23 protein-coding genes are annotated in these 24703 nt (G+C 42.4%); 11 read left to right on the top strand and 12 right to left on the bottom strand.

Annotated elements, in window-relative coordinates:
* Positions 1-260: 260 nt before the first annotated feature.
* Complete coding sequence (locus L0B18_RS00985) at positions 261-1715, bottom strand: sugar porter family MFS transporter (protein ID WP_255695541.1); 1455 nt, start codon at positions 1713-1715, stop codon at positions 261-263.
* 189 nt (positions 1716-1904) lie between these two features.
* Complete coding sequence (locus tag L0B18_RS00980) at positions 1905-2465, bottom strand: DUF1572 family protein (protein ID WP_234567240.1); 561 nt, start codon at positions 2463-2465, stop codon at positions 1905-1907.
* Between the two features lie 206 nt (positions 2466-2671).
* Here L0B18_RS00980 and L0B18_RS00975 point away from each other — a divergent pair, with 206 nt between their 5' ends.
* Both L0B18_RS00975 and L0B18_RS00970 read left to right on the top strand, forming a co-directional pair.
* Entirely contained in the window at positions 2672-2932 is a 261-nt protein-coding gene (locus L0B18_RS00975; RefSeq protein ID WP_234567239.1) for a hypothetical protein, read from the top strand.
* Between the two features lie 454 nt (positions 2933-3386).
* Positions 3387-3605: a cold-shock protein gene (locus tag L0B18_RS00970; protein ID WP_234567238.1), complete on the top strand. Its 219-nt coding sequence runs from the start codon at positions 3387-3389 to the stop codon at positions 3603-3605.
* Between the two features lie 117 nt (positions 3606-3722).
* On the opposite strand, the gene L0B18_RS00965 is transcribed toward L0B18_RS00970, so the two are convergent.
* The 3 genes from L0B18_RS00965 to L0B18_RS00955 form a co-directional block, all read right to left on the bottom strand.
* Entirely contained in the window at positions 3723-4160 is a 438-nt protein-coding gene (locus L0B18_RS00965) for a TraR/DksA family transcriptional regulator (protein WP_234567237.1), read from the bottom strand.
* Positions 4161-4524: 364 nt separating this feature from the next.
* Complete coding sequence (locus L0B18_RS00960; protein ID WP_234567236.1) at positions 4525-5481, bottom strand: sugar phosphate isomerase/epimerase family protein; 957 nt, start codon at positions 5479-5481, stop codon at positions 4525-4527.
* A gap of 258 nt (positions 5482-5739) precedes the next feature.
* Positions 5740-6591 carry an aminotransferase class IV gene (locus L0B18_RS00955; protein WP_234567235.1) on the bottom strand — a complete coding sequence of 284 codons (852 nt, stop codon included), beginning with the start codon at positions 6589-6591 and terminating at the stop codon, positions 5740-5742.
* Between the two features lie 96 nt (positions 6592-6687).
* Between L0B18_RS00955 and L0B18_RS00950 the strand changes: the two genes are divergently transcribed.
* Positions 6688-7185 carry a DUF4920 domain-containing protein gene (locus L0B18_RS00950; protein WP_234567234.1) on the top strand — a complete coding sequence of 166 codons (498 nt, stop codon included), beginning with the start codon at positions 6688-6690 and terminating at the stop codon, positions 7183-7185.
* Between the two features lie 161 nt (positions 7186-7346).
* Entirely contained in the window at positions 7347-7667 is a 321-nt protein-coding gene (gene trxA, locus L0B18_RS00945; RefSeq protein ID WP_234567233.1) for a thioredoxin, read from the top strand.
* A gap of 6 nt (positions 7668-7673) precedes the next feature.
* Here the strand turns inward: trxA and L0B18_RS00940 are convergent, their stop codons facing one another.
* Entirely contained in the window at positions 7674-8156 is a 483-nt protein-coding gene (locus L0B18_RS00940; RefSeq protein WP_234567232.1) for a metallophosphoesterase, read from the bottom strand.
* 148 nt (positions 8157-8304) lie between these two features.
* Between L0B18_RS00940 and gatC the strand changes: the two genes are divergently transcribed.
* Positions 8305-8595 carry an Asp-tRNA(Asn)/Glu-tRNA(Gln) amidotransferase subunit GatC gene (gatC, locus tag L0B18_RS00935; RefSeq protein ID WP_234567231.1) on the top strand — a complete coding sequence of 97 codons (291 nt, stop codon included), beginning with the start codon at positions 8305-8307 and terminating at the stop codon, positions 8593-8595.
* A 3-nt stretch (positions 8596-8598) separates the two neighbouring features.
* Complete coding sequence (locus tag L0B18_RS00930) at positions 8599-11091, top strand: YfhO family protein (protein WP_234567230.1); 2493 nt, start codon at positions 8599-8601, stop codon at positions 11089-11091.
* 10 nt (positions 11092-11101) lie between these two features.
* On the opposite strand, the gene L0B18_RS00925 is transcribed toward L0B18_RS00930, so the two are convergent.
* Genes L0B18_RS00925 through rffA form a run of 4 tightly spaced genes read right to left on the bottom strand, consistent with a single transcriptional unit; the run spans position 11102 to position 15167 of the window.
* Entirely contained in the window at positions 11102-11938 is an 837-nt protein-coding gene (locus L0B18_RS00925) for a glycosyltransferase family 2 protein (RefSeq protein WP_234567229.1), read from the bottom strand.
* Complete coding sequence (locus L0B18_RS00920) at positions 11935-13101, bottom strand: glycosyltransferase (RefSeq protein ID WP_234567227.1); 1167 nt, start codon at positions 13099-13101, stop codon at positions 11935-11937. Before L0B18_RS00920 ends, L0B18_RS00925 begins: the two co-directional genes overlap by 4 nt.
* Entirely contained in the window at positions 13098-14018 is a 921-nt protein-coding gene (locus L0B18_RS00915) for a sulfotransferase (protein WP_234567226.1), read from the bottom strand. The genes L0B18_RS00920 and L0B18_RS00915 overlap by 4 nt, the downstream gene beginning before the upstream one ends.
* A gap of 9 nt (positions 14019-14027) precedes the next feature.
* Positions 14028-15167, bottom strand: a complete 1140-nt coding sequence (gene rffA, locus L0B18_RS00910; RefSeq protein ID WP_234567225.1) for a dTDP-4-amino-4,6-dideoxygalactose transaminase — start codon at positions 15165-15167, stop codon at positions 14028-14030.
* 172 nt (positions 15168-15339) lie between these two features.
* Between rffA and L0B18_RS00905 the strand changes: the two genes are divergently transcribed.
* From L0B18_RS00905 to murI, 4 genes are all read left to right on the top strand, one after another.
* Positions 15340-16830: a lipopolysaccharide biosynthesis protein gene (locus tag L0B18_RS00905; protein ID WP_234567224.1), complete on the top strand. Its 1491-nt coding sequence runs from the start codon at positions 15340-15342 to the stop codon at positions 16828-16830.
* Positions 16831-16891: 61 nt separating this feature from the next.
* On the top strand, positions 16892-17839 hold the full coding sequence (locus L0B18_RS00900) for a glycosyltransferase (protein ID WP_234567223.1): 948 nt from the start codon (positions 16892-16894) through the stop codon (positions 17837-17839).
* A gap of 123 nt (positions 17840-17962) precedes the next feature.
* Entirely contained in the window at positions 17963-18949 is a 987-nt protein-coding gene (locus L0B18_RS00895) for an NAD(P)H-quinone oxidoreductase (RefSeq protein ID WP_234567222.1), read from the top strand.
* Between the two features lie 4 nt (positions 18950-18953).
* On the top strand, positions 18954-19757 hold the full coding sequence (gene murI, locus L0B18_RS00890; protein ID WP_234567221.1) for a glutamate racemase: 804 nt from the start codon (positions 18954-18956) through the stop codon (positions 19755-19757).
* Between the two features lie 24 nt (positions 19758-19781).
* Here the strand turns inward: murI and pckA are convergent, their stop codons facing one another.
* Positions 19782-21359 carry a phosphoenolpyruvate carboxykinase (ATP) gene (gene pckA, locus L0B18_RS00885; RefSeq protein ID WP_234567220.1) on the bottom strand — a complete coding sequence of 526 codons (1578 nt, stop codon included), beginning with the start codon at positions 21357-21359 and terminating at the stop codon, positions 19782-19784.
* Between the two features lie 315 nt (positions 21360-21674).
* Here pckA and L0B18_RS00880 point away from each other — a divergent pair, with 315 nt between their 5' ends.
* A complete protein-coding gene (locus tag L0B18_RS00880; protein ID WP_234567219.1) occupies positions 21675-23045 on the top strand; it encodes an HTTM domain-containing protein in 1371 nt (456 codons plus the stop codon).
* 213 nt (positions 23046-23258) lie between these two features.
* On the opposite strand, the gene L0B18_RS00875 is transcribed toward L0B18_RS00880, so the two are convergent.
* A complete protein-coding gene (locus L0B18_RS00875; RefSeq protein ID WP_234567218.1) occupies positions 23259-24593 on the bottom strand; it encodes a PhoH family protein in 1335 nt (444 codons plus the stop codon).
* Positions 24594-24703 lie beyond the last annotated feature (110 nt).

Here is a 24703-nt window from a genome sequence, read left to right as displayed (position 1 = left end):
GTTTTACATATTACCGATACGGTTTTTCTACTTCACAGGGTATAACATTACTTTTTATCCTCCGCTTCACAGGTTTAATAAGGAATGATCTTACTGTAAACCCCGACCATATATACAAGTAGCCAAAAAAATGGAAAAGAAATACCGATCATTTTTCTGCAAAAGCTCAAAGGTTTGATTGCACCCTCCCATAAATATCAAATAAAAAAGCCCGGCGATTTTGAATCACCGGGCTTCAATTTTTAGAAATATGTAAAGGATTAAAGTCCTTCGAATTCTGCTGCTGCTTCGCGGGAGATATCTTCGAGTGTTTTACCTTTGGTTTCAAGAACGTATTTCTTAACGAAAATATAGGCTACCACACCGAAGAAGGCGTAAATTCCGTATGAAAGACCAAGGCCAATTCCCGTGAGCAAAATGGGGAAGGTCATGGTAATGGCAAAGTTGGATACCCATTGTACCAATCCACAAATAGCCAGTGCGGCTCCGCGGAACTGGTTGGGGAACATTTCTCCAAGCATTACCCACATTACTGGCCCCCAAGAGAAGGCAAAGAATGCTACATAGGCGTTTGCAGAAAGCAGGGCATAAATACCCATGTTTCCTTCCAGTACAAGATTCCCGGCGGCATCTACTCCGGCACTTCCGAAAATCAAACCAAGAATTCCAAGCATAACGGCCTGACCAATAGCCCCGATTTCGAGAAGTGGTTTCCGGCCGACTTTATCAACAAGTGCAATAGCCACAAACGTAAAAAGTATGTTTACTGAACCCGTGATTACGTTTTGAAGCAGGGCATCGGCTTCGGTAAATCCGGCCGCCTGCCAGAGTGTAGCTCCGTAGTAGAACACAACATTGATACCGGTAAATTGTTGCAATGCCGCAAGGCCAACACCTACCCAAACCAGCGGATGAACCTTGCCGGTGTATTCAACAATGATATCACGCATGCTGGGGCGGTGATCTTTTCTCAGAGTTGATTTAATGTCTGCCACTTTGTTTTCTGCATCAACGGCATCAGAAAGACTGGTGAGAACATCTTTTGCTTCATCAATTTTATTTGCAGCTACAAGATATCTCGGTGATTCAGGAATAAAGAAAAGCATGAGCAAAAAGAGTGCGGCGGGGAAGATTTCCATCCAGAACATCCATTGCCAGGTTTGGAATCCACCCCAGAGAAGCTCTGTCGCTCCACCAGACATTCCCGCCAGCCAGTAGTTGCTGAGGAATGCCATAAAAAGGCCAATCACAATCATTAATTGTTGAAGGGTTGCAAGACTGCCGCGAATTTTGGCAGGAGCAATTTCACTGATGTAAGCCGGTGCGAGAATACTGGCAGCGCCAACGGCAAACCCACCAATAATACGGGCCATTACAAACTGCAAAGAGCCTCCGGCAATACCCGAGCCCCAGGCACTAATAATAAAAGCTATGGCAGTAGCAATCATGACGGGTTTACGTCCAAATTTGTCAGCCAGAGTACCGGCAAAGAATGCACCCACCGCACAGCCAAGTAGCATTGAAGCTACGTTAAAACCTGTGCCAACTGCATCTGAATTAAATGCAAGCTGAAGTGCATCAACCGTACCATTGATAACTCCACTGTCAAAACCGAACAAAAAGCCTCCAATTGCAGCAACGAGAGATAGGAATAGTACCCGTCCGACATTTCCGCTTCCTTCCACTGCTGCGTCTTCTTGTGTTTTCATATCCATCCGGTTAATTAGATTGTTAATTAAATTGAATCAGTATCCCATTTTTTTGGGAAAATTCAAATCTACATTAAAGACAATTTACAAAGCATCACTGCTCTATGCTTGCTTAAATAAGGGAGATTTGTGAAAGTTTTGGGGAATTGGGAATGAGTTTCGATAGATGAAATCCCCTCTCAAGAGGGGAGAGTATCAATTCCGATCCGTATATATACCTCTCCCTTTTTCCTGGCTGAATTTCTTTCGGTTGTACTCCTCAGTTTTTCCTTTGGGGATGGATAGGCTTTGCCAGTTTTTACCGGCAAATAGTTTAGCGAGGTGAACTATTTGCCCGGTATGATAAGCTACATGGGCGAGATGCCGCTCGATGGCTTCGATCAACAAATGTCCGTCATTACGAATATAAATGATTAAATCCAGCTCCTCTTCTTTGACGGATTTCAACGCTTCAAACAAAACGGCCCAGCCTTTTTCCCAATATTCCATCAGCTCTTTTTTGGATTCAAAATCATCAACGAATTCCGTCTCCCGGTTTCGCCACGATTTTTCGCCGTCTTCGGTGCGAAAGTTCGTCCAGCGGGAAATCATATTCCCGGCCAGGTGTTTCATCAAAATGGCGATGGAGTTTTGGCCGGCCTGCGGCGATTCATGAATCTGTTCATCAGAAATTTGCCCGATCGATTTCTCCGTCAGTGATTTGTAATATTCAAACAATCGGATGGTGCCTTGGAGGCTTTTTATGGGTTCACTCATAAGTGAAAAGATTATTTAGGATAAATTTCTTCAACGATAAGGGAATTTATGAAATGAATCATTCTGGAAAGAGTAAGTCAACCATGAGTATTTTCAGCAGAATCTATATCAAGTTTTTCCAGTCATCAGATGAGTGATCTACTGAATTTTGTTTAAACTAAATCGATATTAGTTTAGTACTTTCATCATCAAAATATTTTAAATCCATGATCACACTTCACAGGCATAAAACCAATCCCAAAGCCGAAGAGATTGAACAGAAGTTCCAGGATCTCGTTTTGGCCTATCGTGTGGAAACACTGCCGGAGGATGAATCCGGACCGTTTATCGTGGACGGCGATCAGAAAATTGAAGGGGATAAGGAGATTGCAACCTGGCTTCGGGAACTGGAAGGAGAACTAAACTGGCAGCGCTCACTGACAGGGGACGGTTGTTATATTGATCCGCGATCAGGTAAAGTTTGTTAATTCCCGTGCGTAATGATGTCATAGCGAGCGAAACGAACTGATGGAATGTAGCGTGGCGATCCCCGAACGTAATTACAGTAGAATCATTTTTCACGAAAGGGAGATCGCTTCATTCCGTTCGCGATGACGGTTTTCACGATTGAACCAGTCTTTGCGAGGGAGCTTTCTTGCGACCGCGACAATCTCCAAACGTAGTTTAGCTTGCTTTCAATATCAATAATTGGAGATGGCTTCACTTTGTTCGCGATGACATGGTAATCATTGTCACAGCTGTTTAAAAGATGGTTTTCGGCCAGATTATAGCAATTTACGAAAAGAACTTATATATTCATTTCAACATAACACCTTTGTAAAGCCTTTCTCAGGAATATCGAGTACCCCAACTCATCTCTTTTGAATCTTTATCAGGTGCACTAACAGTACTATTTAATTTAATACCTATTAATACATTACAATGAGTCAACAAGGAAAAGTAAAATGGTTTGACGTTGAAAAAGGTTATGGATTTATCCAGCCTGACGACGGCGGCAAAGATATTTTTGTACACAGAAATAACGTAGAGAACTTAGGACCCAATCAAGGTCTTGAAGATGGAGAAGAAGTAGAATTCGATGTTGAAGAGACACCGAAAGGACTGAGCGCAGTTGAAGTACGTAGCCTGACTTACGAATAATTTTTTCAGATTATTAAAACAAAGAAGCCCGTCTTATTCCAAGACGGGCTTTTTTTATTTCCGGAACCCCTGCCGGAACTTTCTTCTCTTTGATTATTTCTCTCTTTTTTGTTTGTGTCAGGACATTACGACTCTCTTATCTAATCCGCTGTTTTTAGCGGCAATACTGTACCTGGTGTGTGGGGCAAATTCAAGGCGTTCTTTTTCAATGGGTTGCCCGGTTGCCCGACAGATTCCATAGGTTCCGTTTTCTATTCTCTCCAGAGCTCTGTTCAGCTCATTGATAAATTTTTTGTTTCTCTCTATTAATCGGTTAGTCAGGTCTAAGCTCTCTTCAATGCTCCCCATATCACTCATATGGTGATCTATGGACGAAGCGTCATCGTCATCTGCGGAGCGTTGTTCTTCAAGTGAATTTAAAAGGAATTCGAGTTCCTTTTGTGTATCTTCTCTCTTCTGTATTATCAGGGCTTCGAAGTATGCAAGCTCCGTTTCACTCAGAACAGTTTTAAGTTCATCTCTTGTCGGTGGTTTTTTTAAAACTTCTTTCATCATCTTGGGGTTATGTAGTTGTTCAATTATTTAAATAAAGAATAGCAAATATTGAACCCCACCGTAATCAGGGAATCCCTTAACGTAGCCTGAGTATATGACCTAAAGAGGCCTGAGTGAGGATTTTAGGAAGAAAGGAATGGGGATATCTGACAATAGGATGTAGTCAGGAAGGGGTACAGAGCCGGTTGACAGACAAGTCCATTTTTACTTGGCTAGCATTTTGTTACAGGCTTTTCGCAGGAATAGCACCGCAGAATTTAGCTTATTTATAAAACGAGAAAGATGAGATATTTTGAACTGGCTGAAATAAAAAATCCCGCCACCAGGAAGTAACGGGATTTGGTATTTTAGGACTCTCTGAAAATTAAACAGCAGACCGATCGGCTTTTGCCATATTGTTTTCAATCAGATAGTCAAGGCTTTGTTCGGCGGCATCAAATACATCAATAGCACTTTCGTCCAGCTCTACGACCATCCAGGTATGCGTATCACCACAAGCTTCAACAATTACATTGAAATCCTGTGAGCCCTGACCGACGGGAACCATCGGGTCGTGCGGGCCTTCACCCAGATCTTCGCTCCATTCGGCTGCGCCATCTTTTATATGCAGGTACTCAACCCGGTCACCATACTTGCTGATGATGTCCGAAGGACTTTGTCCGGCTGTTTTTACCCAATAGGTATCAATTTCAAAAAAAATGTTGTCATCAATGTGCTCAACTAATGTCTCGAAGGGATAGGCCCCGTTTTCATTCATTCTCATTTCCCACCAATGGTTGTGCAGACCAAACTGCAACCCGTTTGATTGTAAAAACTGGCTGGCTTCATTGTAAATACCGGCAAGTTCTTTAATTCCTTCTTCGGTTTGATACCGTTCGTCTTCCGGCCATCCGTGCCAGATCACTTTATCGTTCTCAAACGCTTCGGCTCTTCTCAAGGCTTTCTCGCCGGTTTCCCCGAGTGGAATTTCACTGTGCATCGAACTGACGGAAAGCCCGGCATCTTTCAGCATTTGTCCGACTTCTTCATAGTTCATGTCTTCGGAAAAGTCATAAGTTTCCACATATTTATAACCTAAATCGGCAATTCGTTGAAGAGTTCCGGGGATATCCTCATTTAATTGGTTTCTGAAAGTATAGAGCTGAACGGAAATGGTATGAAGGGGTTCCGTCTCAGCAGCGGCTTCCCCCATCTGGGCCGCCTCATTTTCTCTGGAACTGCAACCGGTTAGAAGGTATGATGAACCGAGAAAAGCTGACATGCTGCCAACTCCCAGGGTTTTAAGAAATTTTTTCCTTGAATAACGATTGTCTGATTTCATGGTATTCTGTTTTGTTTGAGATGATGGATATCCAATAACTTTGGTTTAACGCAAGCTATAATTTGGTTTGGAGCCGGAAGAAAGTCAAGCTATACAATTGTTTTAAAAAGTTATGCTTGAATAGAAAGGAAGAAAGTTCTCCGAACCTTCGGACACAATGGGTTGAAGGAACCCTGAGTCATCTAAAAAAAAAGGGATATTCAACGATTTTGAATATCCCACAAATACAACAAAAATGTACCGGTCTACAGACAAGAATTATTTGCCATACAACAGTTTTCCATATTCTTCCTGGATGGCATGTACAACAGGGCCAGGTTTTCCGGTTCCCAGATTTTTGCCGTTAATAACGGTAACCGGCTGAATATCCGTAGTCGTTCCGGAGAAAAACAGCTCATCCAAATCAAAAATCTCTTCTTCACGAACAGGTGTGAAATGGACGGGGATCTCCAGCTTTTCAGCAATTTCAAGTACAACGCTTCGGGTGATTCCGCTCAAAATATAATTCGATTCGGGATAGGTATAGAGCGCGCCATCCTTTACGGCAAAAATATTGGCATTAGGACTCTCGGTAACCACACCGTCGCGAATCAACAGGGCACTGTTTACCCCGGCTTCATGAGCTTGCTGTTTTGCCAGGGTGTTCGGGAGCAGAAGAACGGTTTTGATGTTACATCGGGTCCAGCGAATATCAGAAAGCGTAATTACATCCACACCTGTTTTGTGCAACTCGGTATGAGGCTCAAATGAAGCGGCCGAAAGAAAGATTGTAGATTTAATCGGCTGCTCCGGGAAAGTATGAGTTCGCGGCCACGCAGCCCCTCGCGTAATTTGCAGGTAAATGGAGGCTTCGCCTTCCAAAAGGTCATTCCGCTTAATGATCTCCCGGTGTATATCCGGAATGGATTCGCGAACCTCGGTTTCAAGATTGATCTTCAGGGCTTTCAAGCCTTTATCGAGTCGGGCGAGATGCTCTTTTTCTCTGAACGGTTCGCCATTAATGACTCTTGTTACTTCATAAACTCCATCGCCGAAAATAAAACCACGGTCGACGACTGATACTTTTGCTTCTGTGTGATCAAGAAATGATCCGTTTAAATATACCTGCATGTTTTTTTATTGATTAACAACTTCGTGCAATGATAAATCTTTTCGTATAAAATTGGTATTATTATCCCGAAGAAAGAAAAAATAAATAATCCCCTTATGAAGAAATTACTATTCACTATTATTTTGATGTTATTCAGCACATCGGTTTTTGCCCAGGCATCCAGCGAAGTTATTCGGCTTTCGGAACCGGTACAGGAAACGGCTGAATTCGAAGTATTTGGTGCTGATGTGGATCAAAGTGAGTTTCAATCTCCTTCCACTCTGGCTGAGATCATTAATTCTGGCCAGGAAGAAGGCCCCGTCACATTGGTAACTTCTGTTGCCCAGGTTTGCCAGAAAAAAGGTTGTTTCTTTATGGCGCAAGATGAAAATTACAGCGCACGGGTGACGTTTAAAGATTATGGATTTTTCATTCCTACAGATTCACAAGGCAAAGAGGTTGTACTGATCGGAGATTTTTCTGTCGAGACATTAAGTGAAGAACAAGCCAAACACTATGCCGAAGATGCCGGCGATAATCCTGACCAAATTTCGGGTGAACAGAAAGAGTATTCCGTTGTAGCGACCAGTATTGTAGTACCCAAATCAAAGTAATTCACAATTTTTTTGATGATTGATACCCGGTGACGATTATTTAGCATAAAGTTATCGGATGAGCAACAATGGCTGCATTACGTTTACTCATCCGATGACTCCCGGCGTACTGAACCAGAGAGAACTTCGTTATTGTTCGAAATAAAAAGAGTGAGGCAGAGATGGAAGCAAAAAGTAATCAGTCATTCTCCGAAATGATAAAAGGAGAAGTTCCGGTTCTTGTTGATTTTTATACCGATTGGTGCGGCCCTTGCAAAATGATGGTTCCCATTCTGAAGAAGCTCAAAAACCGGATGGGAGATCAGATCAATATTATTAAAATTGATGCGGAGAAAAATCCGACTGCGGCCATTCGGTACCAGGTGAGGGGAGTTCCTACGCTGATCCTTTTCCAAAAAGGACACATTCTATGGCAACAGTCCGGCGTTGTTCAGGCGGAACAGTTGTATTCGATCATAACCGACAGAATCAATAAAGTATAAAGAGGGTCAACCCAATTCTTTAAATTGAACTTTTCGGGTCTCCGTATTGAAAATTGCAACCATTGCATCGCCGTCGAACCCGTTTACGCTTCCCGGATTGATGGAAATTGTATCTTCAATGGTGTCCAGTTTTGGTTCGTGGGTGTGGCCGGATATCACCACATCATATTTTCCACATAGCTCCAGGCTTTGGGTAATTTCCGGGTAGGTTCCGTGGTAGACGGCAAACTTCACATTATCAGCTTCAAAGCTGAAGAAATCGCCATAAAGTGATGCTCCAATTTCATCAAACTTTTTCATCAAAAGGAATTTGTCGCCATCGTTATTCCCAAACACACCATGAAGATTCAGTCCTTCAAATAGTGGTATGGTGAACGGGCTGCAATAATCGCCGGCATGAATCACGCGTTCTACCTCTCTTTCCTTGAAAAACGATACTGCCTTTTTGATGTTCTCAACATGGTCGTGTGAATCTGAACAAATTCCCATATTCATAACTGTACAGGTTTGAGCTTATGCTTTTATCAAATCTTTGTTAACTTGTCCGCTTAGCAATCGGAACCATTTGTAAGCCGATTGAAAGCAGTATTCTGAAATATAACAGAATTATTTCCACAAGAATTTAGCAGAATGAAAGATGTCCGTAACTAAAGATGATGTTCAATACGTAGCCAACCTCGCACGCCTGCAATTAGGTGATGATGAAGCCGAAGGTTTAAAAGAGGATATGAATAAAATTTTGGGCTATATCGATCAGTTGAATGAGTTAGATACAACCGATGTAGCCCCGTTGGAGCATGTGACCGAAATTACGGCGAGTAAGTTCCGGAAGGATCAGGCAAAAGAACCTCTCAGCCACGAAGATGCCCTTAAAAATGCACCGGATGCCGATTCTGATTATTTCCGTGTTCCAAGAGTGATCGAATAAGGTATGGCAAAAAAAAAGGGAAAAGCGTCGGAGCCGTCACCGGATTTTTGGGAATCTCTTTCACCAGGTAAGCAGCATCTGCTCGCTTTGCTGTTTCTTTTTTTACTGCCACTCTTTTTACATTATTCTACTATTCTCGGCGGCCAGCAATATATGGGCACCGACGTTATTCAGTGGCGGGCCGGTGCGGAATCCATCATTGAATACAGGGAAGATACCGGTAACGTAGCGCACTGGGTAACCAACATGTTTTCCGGAATGCCTGCCAATACCATTTCCCATCCGCCGAAGGTGATGAATCTGGATAACACACTCATCCGTTCATTGGATTTTATTTATCCGGCAGTTCAGATGTGGATTCTTCTTGCCGGCGCCTATTTGATGTTTATTTTGCTGGGAAACCGGCCACTTTCCGCAGTTTTTGGGGCAATCATCATTGGATTTACAACGTATGTTGCACTCATTATCGGAGCGGGCCATAAAGCCAAATTTGTAGCTTATGTTTATATACCCTGGCTTTATGTTGGGTACCTGATGCTAACCCGTTCGAAATGGAATCAGTGGCTTTCTTTCTTTATTTTTGCACTTGCACTAACGCTTCACCTCCGGGCGTATCATCCCCAGATCACCTACTATTTCCTCTTTCCACTCGGCACCCTTTTTATTTATGATTGGGTAAAAGCCATTCAGGCAGATGAATCAAAAAAATACCTGAAATATACCGGATGGCTGGTTGCAGCCGGCCTTGTTGCTATCCTGATTACATTCCAGATGTACTGGAGCACAATTGAATATTCTCCTTACAGCATGCGTGGAGGAACAGCGGCTGCCGGTACGGATGGACTGGCACGAAATTATGCTTTTGGCTGGTCTCAGGGCTGGGGCGAGCTTCTGACATTGTTGATTCCCGGTTCTTACGGAGGTTCACAATTTTACTGGGGACCCAAGTCATTTACCAGTGGTCCGCACTATTTCGGCGCTTTGGCATTTCTGTTTTTTGTGGTTGGTTGCATGAAATCAAACAACAAACTAAAATATGTTTTTCTTGGGCCGGGTATTGCCGCGCTGCTTTTTTCTCTTGGCGAAAATTTTGGATTACTGAACAACCTGATGTTCGAATATTTTCCTCTTTTCGACAAATTCCGTGTGCCCGAAACGTGGCTCATCATGGCGCTATTTTGCTTTTCCGTTATTTCAGTTTTTGGAATCGACTGGCTGATTGGTGAGATAAAGAATCCGCACGGAAAAAGTGAATGGAAAACACCTCTTTTTGTAGCCACCGGAATTGCCGTGGTTGCCGTGCTTATTACGTTACAATTTTTGCGTTTTGAAAAACCCGGAGAGCGCCAGCAATTTGCCCAAAGGCTTGCCATTCAGAATGGTATTTCAATGGATGACCCAAGAATTTCGCAAACCGTCTCAAACCTTATTCAGACACGCCTGATTCCCGAACGAAAAGATATGGCACAAAAAGATGCATTTCGATTCGTGCTGATCTTTGTTGTGGGCGGAGTAATTATCTGGGCCATGGGGACTCGAAAAATTCCGGTATCAGCCGGGGCTATTTCACTCTGTTTGATTCTTGGATATGATTTGATCGGTGTGGATTCACGTTACATGAATGAAGGCTCACTTGTGGATCAAAATTTTGATCCTGCGGATGTTATAGAGCAGCGGGAACGGGAGCTGGATCGGTTTTTAGTGGAAAATATCGGATCCGGGGAAGGCTGGGAATATCGTGTTTTTCCAATTCTGGATGATCCCTTCAATAATGCTGTTCCGGCTTATTTTTATCCGTCTGTCGGGGGATACTCAGGGGCCAAACTCGGCTATTACCACGATATGATTGAGGGCTATTTCCGTGAATTTATTGGCAAACTGTATTCGGCACAGGGAGCGTCCATCAATTCCGGCGTTCTCGACATGCTTAATGTGAAGTATGTAACCTTTCCGCAGCCGTTCTCTGCACCGGGTTTTGAGAATGTGTTTCCCACAGATGTTGGGGTTGTAATGGAGAACATGAATGTGCTGCCAAAAGCATTTTTCGTGGATTCTTTGGTGGTACTGGATGATCAGACACAGGCTTTGGCTCAGCTTTCAGCCCGGAATTTTAATCCGGCTGAAGTTGCTTATGTAACAGAGCAACCTTCCCTGGAAATTCAGCAGGATTCAATGGCAACTGCCACTGTTACGGAATACAATCCCAATCATATTTCAGTTGATATTTCCAGGTCAACGCCCGGATTTATGGTATTGAGCGAAATATGGTATCCGGAGGGGTGGACGGCAGCTCTCAACGGCAAAGAAATCAACATGTACCGAACTAATTACATTTTACGGGGTTTTGAGATTCCCGCCGGAGATCACACTTTTGAAATGACTCTTGAACCGGCATGGTATACAACCGGAACCTGGATTGCACGTTTTGGAAACCTGCTGTTATTTGCTGCCGGAGGTTTTGGGCTTTTCTTGGTTTTCAGGAAAGGGGAAAAGTGAAGACCAGGATTTATCTGTTGATTAAATAGCGGTTGGCAACCCAGCGTTTCATCTCTTTGAAGACTCTGTTTTTGGGCACCCAACCCATCACTTCAAAAATGGAGGATACTTTTCCCTGGGCCAGCCGAATGTTGTAAAGATGATATTTTTTCTGATCCCGGTTCATCTTGATTTTATGTTTTTGGTATACAGAAAGATAACCATCAAGCTGAGTTTTGGGATTTGATATTCTTCCTTTAAAATTTTCCTGGTAAATATTTTGCAATGGCTCTTGCACGATTTTAATCGGACCGAACTTCTCACACAAGCGGATCCACAGATCGTAATCCTGGCCGGCCGCAAGCGATTCATCAAATCCGCCAACTTGCAGCACTCTTTCCCTTTTAACGAGAACCTGGTTTCCAACATGATTTGAAAACAACAAATCCTCTAACGTAACCTTCAATTTCTTACGCCAAACTACTGATCGGTTTGAAGAAATGATTCGGTCAAAAGATGTAATACACGCATAAGAATCATCATAATTTTTCAACAGAAGCGAAATACGTTCGGGGTGCCATTCATCGTCGTCGTCAAGTCCGGCTACAAATTCTCCCTTCGCCTTTTCGATTCCTGCATTCCTGGCTTTGTTGGCTCCCAAAGACTGTTCATTTCTGATACAAATGATAGAATGCTTTTCCTGATACCGTTCGATAATTTGAGGAGTGTCGTCATCTGAACCGTCATCAACCACAATAACCCCTAGGTTTGGATAGGTTTGATTCAGGACAGAATCCAGCGCCCTCGGCAGAAGATCCGCCCTGTTTTTTGTAGTAATGATTGCGGAAACAAATGGTTCGGATTTCATGATCGTTCTTCGTTGTTTATACAATCACGATAAATGGAGGATAAAACTTTGCCTTGTTTAAAAGCATCAAAATGTTCCTGGATATGAACTACACCACTCTTCCCAAGATTCTTTTGAAGTTCCGGATTTTGATGGAGCCGAACCAAGTGTTCGGATAATGTTTCAACATCTTTCTCATCAGCAAGAAGACCTGTTTTTTCATCAACTACAACTTCAGAAATGTCACAGTGGCGGCTTCCTATGATCGGCAATCCCGAAGCACTTGCTTCAATAATCGTCACCGGTGCACCGCCTTCATCATCTCCGTCTGTAGATAAAACACTCGGGGCCAGGAAAATATCGTGATGGTGATACTCTTCCTGTAGTTTCTCAAGCGGAATCAAACCCGGAAGAAAAACGGATTCCTGCAATCCATGATCCTTTACATATTGGAGCAATTCACCTTTTACCTGTTCTGATTCTTTTGTGCCGTTACTGTCTCCATAGATGGTTAAAATCCCATTCCCTCCTTTTTTTAGGAATTGGTGAAATGCCCGGAGACCATAAATAAATCCTTTTTTTTCAACAAACCGTCCGACCATTAACAGCCGTAAATTTTCAGTCGCCGGGTAGTCCTCTTTTGGTTTATACTTGTTGATTTCGACGCCAAGATGTTGAACCACAATTTTTTCTGGCGGACAGCCCAATGCTTCCAGCTTTTTTCCCATTGCCGGTCCTTCTACCAGAAATCGGCTTCCACGCTCAAAAAGTTTTCTGTAATTGGATTTCCATTGCGGCTTTTCATTCGGGAGAAGCGATGCATCATACCCATAAAAAGTTGTGATTAAAGGGATATTCAGACGTTTCGCTATTCCAGAACACAAATATCCCATGGGGCCAAAATGCGCATGGATAAGTTGAAAGTTCTCTTTGTTTAAGTGCGAATAAAAACTGGGATAATAACCAATCAGTTTCATGGCGATGCTGTCGGCCAGCCGGACGGGGAGGGACAGTTCCTGGCTGCGATTATAAATCGGTGGCGACCAATCAACGGAGTCCAAATTTTTGGTATGATTTGTAAAGACTGTTGGATTCCATTCTTTCGAATATTTAATCTGGGTGTGAATCCAGTTTTCGCTGAGTTCAAAATAATAGAGTGAAAAGTGAGCGACAGATGGTTTCATAAACCTCCGGCAAATTTTCTCAAAACAGGATGGTTCTGAATGGTATCCAGTTCTTTACTCAAAAGCGGATACATGCGCTTCCGGTCATTTATGATTTGTTCCAAAAGTTGATCACTGCTACGTTCTGTGGAATGTTTCCCGGATCCGGATCTATCAGAGGTTTCCAGGAATTTAATAATATCAGGTTCAACAGAAATATCCAGGAAACGAAAAATCTCTTCTGTCACTGCACGCGGATTTTTGAGCAACTCTGTATGACTCACAATTTTATATGGAATTTGGTGATTTTCAAGAGAATCCAGTAAAACCGAGTAACTTTCAAACCAATAATTGCATAACGTTTGCGGGGTTATTGAACCGTAATGAGCCTGAAGATCTTTCTTCAGATCCGTCAAACTTCCCTCGTCAATGAAGTTTGATATTGAACGTATACAGGACGCCATTTCCCGTATCGTTACAATCACCCTGGGATTTTTATCCATTGCCGAAATCAATGAAGCGTTGAAATTCAAACGTACTTCTTTGATGACGGTTTGTAGTGGTTCCTTTTTCTTAACCGTTATTGATCGGTTTTTTCGGTGGAAATTCAGTTCAAGGAAATCTGAAACAGCATCTGGTGCGATATTTTTTCTGGCTAAAAACTGAGCCCAATTCAGATCTGTTTTCCATGCAAAGTGAGAATCCGAGAATCGTGTGAATAAAAACCTGCGATGTTTCCTGAGTATTTCAAACTCACACTCAAATTCAGCGGCTTTTTTCCCGGGATGATCCATTTTTGTAAAACGATCCGGCCAGTTTTTAAACCGGGAATTATAGGAAGACAGCGGCTCCATACATACATCCAGTCGGGGATGGTGATCAAGAATGTTGGCCACCCACGTGGATGCAGAGCGTTCTGTTCCTAAAATGTAGATCATGCAAACTGGTTAGCGGTTTGAGATCGTTGAATGGATAACATCCACAATTTTTTGAAGAAAAGTCTCCGTCAATTCAAGATCCGGATAAAGAGGAAGACGAATGAGCCGATTACTGTATTCGTCTGTTTTTGGTAAATTTGTAGTGTTCAAAAACTCTTTTGCAAAAGGAGCAGAATGCAAAGGCACGTAATGAAATGCGGCCGGAATTTCAGCTTTCTTAAATTGTGTTAGCAGCAGATCTTGTTCTTCTTTAGTCCGGCTGAAAAAATAGAAAATATGATAATTTGAACTCCTGCCAGCCGGAATTTCAGGCAGTATGATTTTTCCTGATTTTTCACAATCCGCCAGTGTTTCTCTATAGAGTTCCCAAAGCTCTTTTCGTTTTTGTTTGATCCCATCCTTTTTCTTCAATTGCGCTTCAAGCATTGCCGCAAGAAGGTCTGAAGGGATGTAACTGCTTCCTTCCCAAACCCAGGTATATTTATCAATTTCACCCCGCATAAATGCTGCCCGGTTTGTTCCTTTTTCCCGAATCACTTCTGCTTTTTGGGCGATTTCATCATCATTGGTCAAAAAAGCTCCTCCTTCGCCGCAGGTGATATTTTTGGTATCATGAAAGCTATAGCAGCCGATGTGCCCGATAGAACCCAGCGGTTTATCTTCGTAAAATGCATCAACCCCTTGTGCTGCATCTTCAATCACAAAAAGATTATGTTTTTTGGCAATATTCATGATAGCATCCATATCGCAGCTAACACCCGCATAATGAACCGGAATAATGGCTTTTGTGTGATTGGTTATTTTCCGTTCAATATCCGCTGGATCGATATTCATCGTCTCCGGTTTGATATCAGCAAAAACAGGTGTGGCACCACGTAGTACAACCGCATTTGCCGAAGATACAAAATTGAAGGCGGGCATAATTACTTCATCGCCCGGACCAATCCCGAGTACAATAACCGCCATTTCCAACGCATGAGTGCAAGAAGTGGTCAGCAGTACATGCTTCACGCCAAGCCATTCTTCCATTTGTTCTTGTACACGCTTTGTATATGGTCCGTCTCCTCTCAGGTGGCCTTTTCTCAACGCTTCGCTCAGAGCTTGTTCTTCTTCGGTTCCAGTGTAGGGTTTATTAAACGGCAGACTCATTTTAAAAAATCACATGTTTGTTCCGGGGCAATCATAATGAGTTCCAAAGGTATCAACAATTTGATGCTTGTAAAATATTTCTTTCTATGAATATGAATTGCACTATTAAATCAAAAAAATGCACGGAGAATATTATTACCTTCACTCTTTTACAATTTAATATGTCGATAACTTGGGAATAATTATACGCCAAAGTGTACAGAATGCAATTATCTCTTATGTGGGGATTGCTCTGGGGTTTGTAATTACCATTATCATGGTTCCAAAAATATTGACGACCGAGCAGTATGGATTAACCCGGGTGTTATTGTCACTGGCGGTGGTTGGAACCCAGTTTTCCAATCTTGGGATTAACAATACTGTTGTTCGGTTTTTCCCTTATTTCAAAGATAAGGAGGAAAATCATCATGGATTCCTCTTCCTTACTTTAATCGTTCCACTGTGCGGTTTCATATTTTTTGGAGCTCTGTTTGTTCTATTCAGGGATAGTATCACCAATCTTTTTGTTGAGCGTTCTGCATTGCTTGTTGATTATTATTGGTACCTGCTTCCCCTTACATTGTTTATTCTCTTTTTTAACGTTCTGAATTACTTTACCAGGGCTCTTTACGATACGGTGATGGCTTCATTTCTTAATGAAGTTTTAATTCGTGTACTTACAGCCATTCTTCTCGTAGCCTATTTGATGGGCTGGCTTACCTTCGAGCAGTTTATGATCATATTTGTTGTGAATTACGGGGTCATCACCACCGCTCTTTTTTTATACACTCTTTTTTATAAAAACATCTCTCTTCGGCCCGACTTTAATTTCCTTTCCCGTCCGCTTCTTAAAGATATATTCAGTTATGGGCTCTATGCATTTTGGGGCGGAGTGGCTTCCATTATTGTTACCAACATCGACATTATTATGCTGAGCTCCCTTGCCGGGCTTGATGAAACTGGTATTTATGCCATTGCCTTTTATGTGGGTTCGGTAATTCTTGTCATTCGGTCTTCTGTTTATAAAATATCAGCCTCCATCATATCCTCTGCTTTTAAGGATGAAGACCACGAACTCATTCAGGATATTTACAAGCGATCTTCATTAAACCAGATTATTGGGGGAGGGCTTTTGTTCTGTGGTGTGATTGCAAATTTGGATAACCTGATGAGTCTGTTGCCCGAAGCCTATGCCGGAGGAGCAATCGTCATTATTATAATTGCCGCTGCAAACCTTTTTGATATGTCTACCGGTTTAAACAGCGCTATAATTTTAAATTCAAAACATTATCGGTTTGATCTCTATTCAACAATCTTTCTGATAATTATCACCGTTTTGCTGAACTATTTATTGATTCCGGAGTATGGAATACTTGGTGCAGCGATTGGAACAGCAACGGCCATATTTCTATACAATTCGATTAAAGTGGTTTTTGTGTGGATACGATTATCCATGCAGCCGTTTGAGTGGCAGATGTTGTTTGTTATTGCCATCGGCGCACTGATTTTGTTTCTAAGTTTCCAGGTAGATACAATAGGGAATATTTATCTTGATATTGTCGTAAGGTCCGCCGTGATTACTGTTATCTACCTGGCCCCGATTTTGGCCATGAATATATCAAAAGACCTGAACCATCTTGTCGATAAGTCTGTGTCTGATATCCGGAAATTCTTTGTGAGATAAACAATTCCCGTGACACTCAATGGAATGTAAATGATGTTAACCATATCGCTCTGAAAAACGAATGCCAAGCGATCCTCAAATAACAATCGCCATTTGTACCTACAATCGTGCCGGGTATTTGAAAGATACGCTGGATGATTTGGCCGAACAGAATATGAAACCGGATCAATTCGAGATTCTGGTTATTGACAACAACAGCAAAGACGGAACCGGGACCGTTTGCGAAATCTTTGCTAAAACCCATCCGGATCATCCGTTCAGATGCGTTAAGGAAACGAAACAGGGATTGTCGTATGCCCGAAACCGAGCCGTCCGGGAAGCCCAAACCTCTGTGCTTCTTTTTATTGATGACGATGTAAAACTTCCCCGCCATTTTGTGTACTCGGCAGTAGAATATGCTTCAAACAGGCCTTCAACAATGTGTGCTGGCGGGCGAATCCAGGTTTGTTTTGACGGTACAGAACCAGACTGGATTCCCGGAGAACTCATGCCCATGTTTGGTCTGCATGATCTGGGCGATCATGATAAACTCTATCCGTCTTCGAATTTTCCCCGGGGCGGAAATATGATGATTCGTAAATCGATTTTTGAAGCGTTCGGATATTTTGATCCGCACCTGGGCCGAAAAGGAAACCAACTGCTTGGCAGTGAAGAAAAGCATTTTTTTGAACAACTCCGGAAAAACGGTGTGGAACTTCATTATTGGGCGAATCTTGAACTAACACACCGCATTGGCCCAAACCGGCTTGAGGAAGAATACCTGAGAGAGCAGTCTATTGGAATTGGCAGGAGTGAGCGAATGCGAATGAACCAATCAAAATCCGAGATTGCAAAAAAAATTGGCAGCGAACTCATTAAGTTTTTAGGAAGCCTGATTCTGGCAATCGGATACCTGGTGCGAGGTAAAACCCAGGCAGCAGGATTTATGATTCAATTTAGAGTTTGGGTTCTCCGGGGTTTTCTGAGTCCTCAAACCACGAAACAGGAAGGCAAACCAACATCTTCTTGAAATTCTACAGACATGCTCTTCAAATTCAATAATTTCCCCTTAACATTTATTGTGCTAAAGCTTTACTTTAACGTTTTGCCAATTTCATGAATTATTACGGATATTTCCGGAGCTATTAAACCGATGAAAGCTTTACTGATTGATGAGGAATCGGAACAACCTGTGATGAAAACAGGTGAGTTTCCAACCCCTGATCCCCGCCCCAATGAATTACTAGTAAAAATCGAAGCAACCGCACTCAATCGTGCCGATCTTCTTCAAAAAGCCGGTAAGTATCCGGTGCCGGAAGGTGCCTCTCCAATCCTCGGCCTGGAAATGGCTGGTGTAGTGGCAGAAACCGGGTCTGACGTTTCCGGCTTTGAGATCGGTGACTGGGTTTTTGGATTGCTTTCAGGTGGCGGATATGCTGAATATTGCACCATTTCACAGGGTATGGCGATGAAAATACCGGAAGCTCTCTCTTTTGAAGAAGCCGCAGCCATTCCTGAAGTTTTCCTTACGGCTTACCAGGCTATCGATTGGCTGGGTGAACTTCAAAATGGCGAAACGATTTTAATTCATGCCGGTGCGAGTGGCGTCGGGACAGCCGCAATTCAGCTTGCGAAACATCTGTTTGATGCAAGAATTATTACCACTGCCGGAACGGATCAAAAGAATAATCTTTGTGAAGAGTTAGGTTCCGGGTTATCGATCAATTATAAAGAGAAGGATTTTGCGGACGAGATTGAATCGGCTTTTGGAAAGCAAAGTGTAGATGTGATTGTTGATTTTGTGGGTTCTCCGTATTGGGATAACAACATCAAAATACTTGATCTTGATGGACGTTTGATCTATCTGGCAATGTTGGGAGGGGTTAAAGTCGATGAAATAAACCTGCTTCCGATTTTGAGAAAAAGGCTCACAATTAAAGGCTCAACCCTGCGAAACAGAAGCGATGATTACAAAATGAGACTTACAAAAGAATTCGAAAATAAAGCCCTCCGTTATTTTACCGACGGCAAAATTAAACCGATTATCGACTCCATTTTTGACTGGAACAATGTTGAGAAAGCTCACTCCAAAATGGCTAATAATCTCAACGCTGGAAAAATTGTTTTAACGGGGATGTAGGTTTATGAATTTCAGGCAAGAAGCACCCATTGGTATTTTTGATTCCGGTCTTGGAGGTCTCACCGTTGCAAAAGCAGTTTCCGAACTTCTTCCGGGTGAGGATATCGTCTATTACGGTGATACGGCTCGTGTACCGTACGGTATTAAATCGCAGCAGACGATCCGAAATTATTCGATTGAGATCAGTCATTTTTTGAAGGCGAAGGGAGTGAAAATGATTATCATTGCCTGTAATACAGCTTCCGCAGCGGCCTATGATGGCGTTCGGGAAACCGTAAAAGAAATTCCCGTCTTGAATGTGATTGATGCCGGAACTCTTTCGGCCATACGATCCGGGAAAAAACATATTGGCGTGATTGGAACTCTTGGCACGATTGGCTCCGGTGCTTATGAACTCTCTCTCAAAAAAGCGAATGATCAGTTCACTGTAAAATCACTGGCTTGCCCGCTACTTGTTCCGCTTGCAGAAGAAGGATGGACAGATAACGATATCGCCAAACAGACCATTGACATCTATCTGCATCCGTTTAAGAACAACGGAGTAGAAGCGCTGATTTTGGGATGTACACATTACCCGTTATTCAAGAAATCAATCCTTGAATATTTTGACGGTAAACCGATTGATATCATCGACTCAGCCGAAGCGGTAGCTGAAATGGCAAAAAATACTCTTTCAGAAATGAATCTTTTGAATGAATCCGGGAAAAGGGGCGAGCTGATCTGTTATGTCAGCGATCGCCCCCAGCGTTTCCAGGAACTTGCCGAACGGTTTATAGGCCGCGAAATTGATATCAAAACCGCAGACTAAACCCTTTTCTACAGGTGTTTAAGCTTAAACCTTCGGTCCGGCGTTTATAATCTCTTCGCTGCTTTCTTCTTTATATTTTTCGAAGTTTTTGTTGAAGAGGCTGCCAAGTTTTCTGGCTTGTTTGTCATAATCCTCAGCACTGTCCCATGTATTTCTGGGAGAGAGAATCTCTGAGGGTACATTTGGACATTCCTTCGGAATTTCAAATCCAAAGACCTCATCAGTTTCTGTAGATACATTATCTAAACCACCCGCATGAATAGCGTTGATGATTGAACGTGTATTCTTCAGATTAATTCGGCTTCCTTTTCCGTAAGGTCCGCCGGTGAGGCCGGTATTCACCAACCAGGCTTTGGCGTTGTGTGTTCTCATTTTTTCAGCCAGCATTTCGGCATATTTGCTTGGAGGCCAAACAAGGAATGCAGCTCCAAAGCACGCAGAAAATGTTGCTTCCGGTTCTGTAACACCCACTTCTGTTCCCGCCACTTTCGCTGTATATCCGCTAATGAAATGATACATTGCCTGTTCGGGTGAGAGTTTACTTACCGGAGGCAAAACTCCAAAAGCGTCATACGTCAGGAATATAATGTTTTTTGGATGGCCGGCTTCACACGGAATTTTGGCATTAGAGATATAGTCAATCGGATAAGATGCACGTGTATTCTGTGTGATGGAGACATCATCATAGTCTACTTCCCGGGTTTCGGGATCATATTCTACATTCTCTAAAACCGTTCCAAACTTAATGGCATTAAAAATTTCCGGCTCTTTTTCTTCAGAAAGGTTAATTGTTTTGGCATAGCAACCGCCTTCAATATTAAAGACGCCATCTTCACTCCAACAGTGTTCGTCGTCGCCAATCAGCTTTCGGGAGCTGTCTGCCGAGAGGGTTGTTTTTCCCGTACCGGACAATCCGAAAAACAGGGCAACGTCATCGGGTGACTCACCTTCATTGGCCGAGCAGTGCATGGAGAGAACATCTTTCTTGGGCATGAGATAATGCATGACGGTGAAAATTCCTTTCTTCATTTCACCGGCATATTCCGTACCAAGTATGATCATCTCGTTTCGTTGGAAACTTACATCCACACTGGCATCAGAGGTCATGCCTTCGGTGTACTTGTTGGCTGGAAATTTACCAGCATTGTAGACTACAAAGTCTGGTTCTCCAAAATTCTCAAGCTCTTCCGCCGTCGGGCGAATCAGCATGTTTTGCATAAACAGTCCATGATAAGGTCGTTCAGCAATAATTCGAACCTTTAGCCGGTATTTTGGATCCCAGCCGGCAAATCCATCCAGAATATACAGGCGTTCTCGCGTATTAAGATAATCGGTAGCCCGTTGGTGGTTAATGTTGAAAGTGTGCTCATCCAAAGGGATATTGACACTTCCCCACCAAATATCATTCTTGATTTCGTCTGTATTTACAACCCGCTTGTCGGCAGGGCTTCGTCCGGTTCTTTTACCTGAGCGAACAACCAAAGCTCCCTTGTTTGTGATAGCCGATCCCGGATCAAACTTAATGGCTTCTTCATAAAATCGTGAAGGAGAAGGATTTCTTATGATATTCTTGACGGTAATGTCATGTTTTGATAAGTCCATATCTTGAATATTTTTGATTTTATTTCATTTCTGGAAATTTCTTCAACATAACCAACAGAAATGATAAGTTGAAAATATGCTTTTCTAAAACAGTGGCTTTTATAATTTCCACTGTTTTTAATGATATCCATTACGGGTAATAATTTATATAGGGTTATCCCCCATTCGGCCTTTCTGCTGAATTAGAAGCGCTTTTTGTATCAATTTAGATTTATTCTATGTAAATTTTTCCCGCAAATTTTTGATTATTTGATGACAACAAGGCCCGTTCAAACCACTGAGAAAAATCACATAGAAACATAAGATGATTGAACAGTGAACACTCGTTCTATTAACGCCTATTTTTCAAAAACAACTCATGCAGCTCCCCTGGCAGTCTTCCGGATTTTGTTTGGGATTTTGATGGCTGGAAGTATGATTCGCTTTGCAGCAAAAGGCTGGATTCGTGAGATGTATATCGAGCCGGTTTTTTTCTTCTCATACAGTGGATTTGAATGGGTAAAACCGATGGGTGAATGGACATACCTCATTTTCTTTGTCTGTGGATTCTCCGCTCTTTTTGTTTCCCTTGGATATAAATACAGGATTGCCATCATCAGTTTTTTTCTCAGCTTTACTTATATCGAACTGATGGACAAAACCACCTATCTGAATCACTATTATTTCATCAGTATTCTCAGCTTTTTGATGATTTTTTTGCCCGCCCATGTAACGTTTTCGGTTGATGCCTGGCGGGATAAAAAACTTCGATCCGTGAAGGTTCCGGTGTGGACCATTCATTCCTTAAAAATGCTGCTTTGTATGGTTTATTTCTATGCCGGCCTGGCAAAGCTCAACTCCGATTGGCTTCTGCATGCCATGCCTTTAAAAATTTGGTTGTCAGCCAATCATACCATTCCCATTCTGGGCGATCTCTTTCAACAGGAGTGGAGCTATTATTTGATGAGCTGGGCCGGAGCCGTCTACGATCTTTCCATTCCTTTTCTGTTACTGATGAAGCGAACAAGAGTTTTGGCTTTCGGTTTGGTTGTCATTTTTCACGGTTTGACAAGCCTTCTATTTCCAATCGGAATGTTTCCCTACATCATGATTGTGAGTGCACTTATTTTCTTTGATTCTTCCGTTCATCAAAAGATTCTAAACCGGATTTCGCACATTTTAAATATTCAGAAAGAGCGGTTTGAAAATGGAAAGATTTATGAGTTTTCAAGGAGCTTGACTAGAAATATTGCAATCGGAACTGTTGGTCTTTTTTTTATTATCCAGATCCTGGTTCCATTTCGATATCTTCTTTATCCTGATGAATTATTTTGGACGGAAGAAGGCTACCGTTTTTCGTGGCGTGTGATGTTGATGGAAAAAGCCGGTCGGGCAAATTTTAAAGTCGTTGATCCGGTATCCAGCCAAAGCTTTATAGTTGATAACATGGAATTCCTAACCGATTTCCAGGAAAAGGAGATGGCCACTCAGCCGGATTTTATCTTGGAATACGCTCACTTTTTGGAGAAGCATTACCAGGAGAAAGGGATAACAGATCCGGAGATTTACGTTGAGAGTTATATAACTTTAAACGGACGAAGAAGCCAGCGGTATGTGAATCCTGATATTGATTTAACCCGAACGGATTCAATCCAAAATCAGAGAGATATTCTTCTTCCGTTTGAGGATAAGATATTGGGTTTATAAAATTCCATTAATCTCGTTCCGAAGCTCCTGCTTCGGAATGTCCGCCGGAAGCCCTGCTTCTCCTACTCAATTAAATTTGAAGCAGAGCTTCAAGAATGTGTGTATCCGAAGGAGACCTTCGGAACAAGTAGAGGAGAAAAAATCATCGGATGAGTAAAAGCAAAAAACCAAGATTTTGCCTTCGACACTCACCCAATGAATAACTTTGCAACATTATAAAAACTTGCTCGCCAGATTTGCCAGCTCCGAACGTTCTCCTTTTTCAAGATTGATATGTGCGTACACATCGTTGTTGTTCATGCGGTCCACAAGATAGGAGAGACCGTTACTTTGTGCGTCGAGATAAGGCGTGTCGATCTGGAAAATATCACCCGTAAAAATGATTTTTGTATTTTCGCCGGCGCGGGTAATAATTGTTTTGATTTCATGCGGAGTAAGATTCTGTGCTTCATCCACAATGAAAATTACATTATTCAAACTACGGCCCCGAATATAGGCCAGCGGCACAATCGAGAGTTTCTCGGTCTGCACCATTTCATCGATTTTCTTGTATTGCTTGCTGGTCTCTTTGTACTGATTTTTGATGATATTCAGATTGTCCCATAAAGGCTGCATGTAAGGATCAATTTTTGATTTCACATCACCGGGCAGATAGCCGAGATCGCGATTACTTAGTGGAACAATCGGCCGTGCCAGGTAAATCTGGCGATACTGACTCCGCTGTTCCAAAGCACAGGCTAAGGCAAGCAATGTTTTACCCGTTCCGGCTGCTCCGGTGATTGTTGCAAGCAGTACCTCCGGATTCATCAGGGCATGCATGGCAAACGTCTGCTCAGCATTTCGTGGCGTGATTCCGTAGGCATTCATTTGTTTTACAAGCTCTACTTTTTTGCTTGCAGGATTGTAATATCCGAGTGCCGAACTGGAGTGGTTTTTCAGAATGTAATAATGATTGCTGACCGGGTTGGTTTGATCGATTTCATCATAATCAATTTGCCCTTTCTTGTACAGATCATTGATATGGGTGTTATCCTCAAATTTCAGATCAGTCTTGCCGCGATACAGGTGATTGATGTCTTTGATACGAATCGTCTCATAGTCCTCAGCATCCAGGCTTAATGCACGTGCTTTCAGCCGGAGATTGATATCCTTTGAAACCAACGTGACTTTTTTGTCTGGTTCCTCTTCACGAAGTTTGAGGGCCGAATTTAAAATTCGGTGATCATTTTTTTGTGAGCCGAATACATCAGAAGCATTTACTTTACTTCCTTCGTCGCTAATTACACGAATTTTTCCGTGAGATTTGCCATTCAGTGGAATCCACTTCTGGATCATGTTGGCATCGGTAATTCTGTCGAGGTAGCGGATGAATTCTCTTGCGTGAAGATTCGTGACTGTATTGCCTTTTTTGAACGAATCCAACTCTTCCAGCACGGTAATGGGAATGGCGATGTCGTGCTTTTCAAAGTTTTTTACAGCTTCAGAATCATATAAAAGAACGGAGGTGTCAAGAACGAAAATCTTCTTCGCTTTCTTTTGTCTGGGCATAGGCCATACAAATTATTTGAGATGAGGGTCTGTAGTGATGTATTAGAACAACAATAATCAAACGATCAGAGAGAATCAATTCTCTGAGAAAATTTTACAGATAGTTTATT

The organism is Rhodohalobacter sp. 614A (assembly GCF_021462415.1).
Classification (GTDB): Bacteria; Bacteroidota; Rhodothermia; order Balneolales; family Balneolaceae; genus Rhodohalobacter.
The sequence above is the reverse complement of the archived record's forward strand: the minus strand, read 5'-3'. Positions and strand labels throughout refer to the sequence as shown.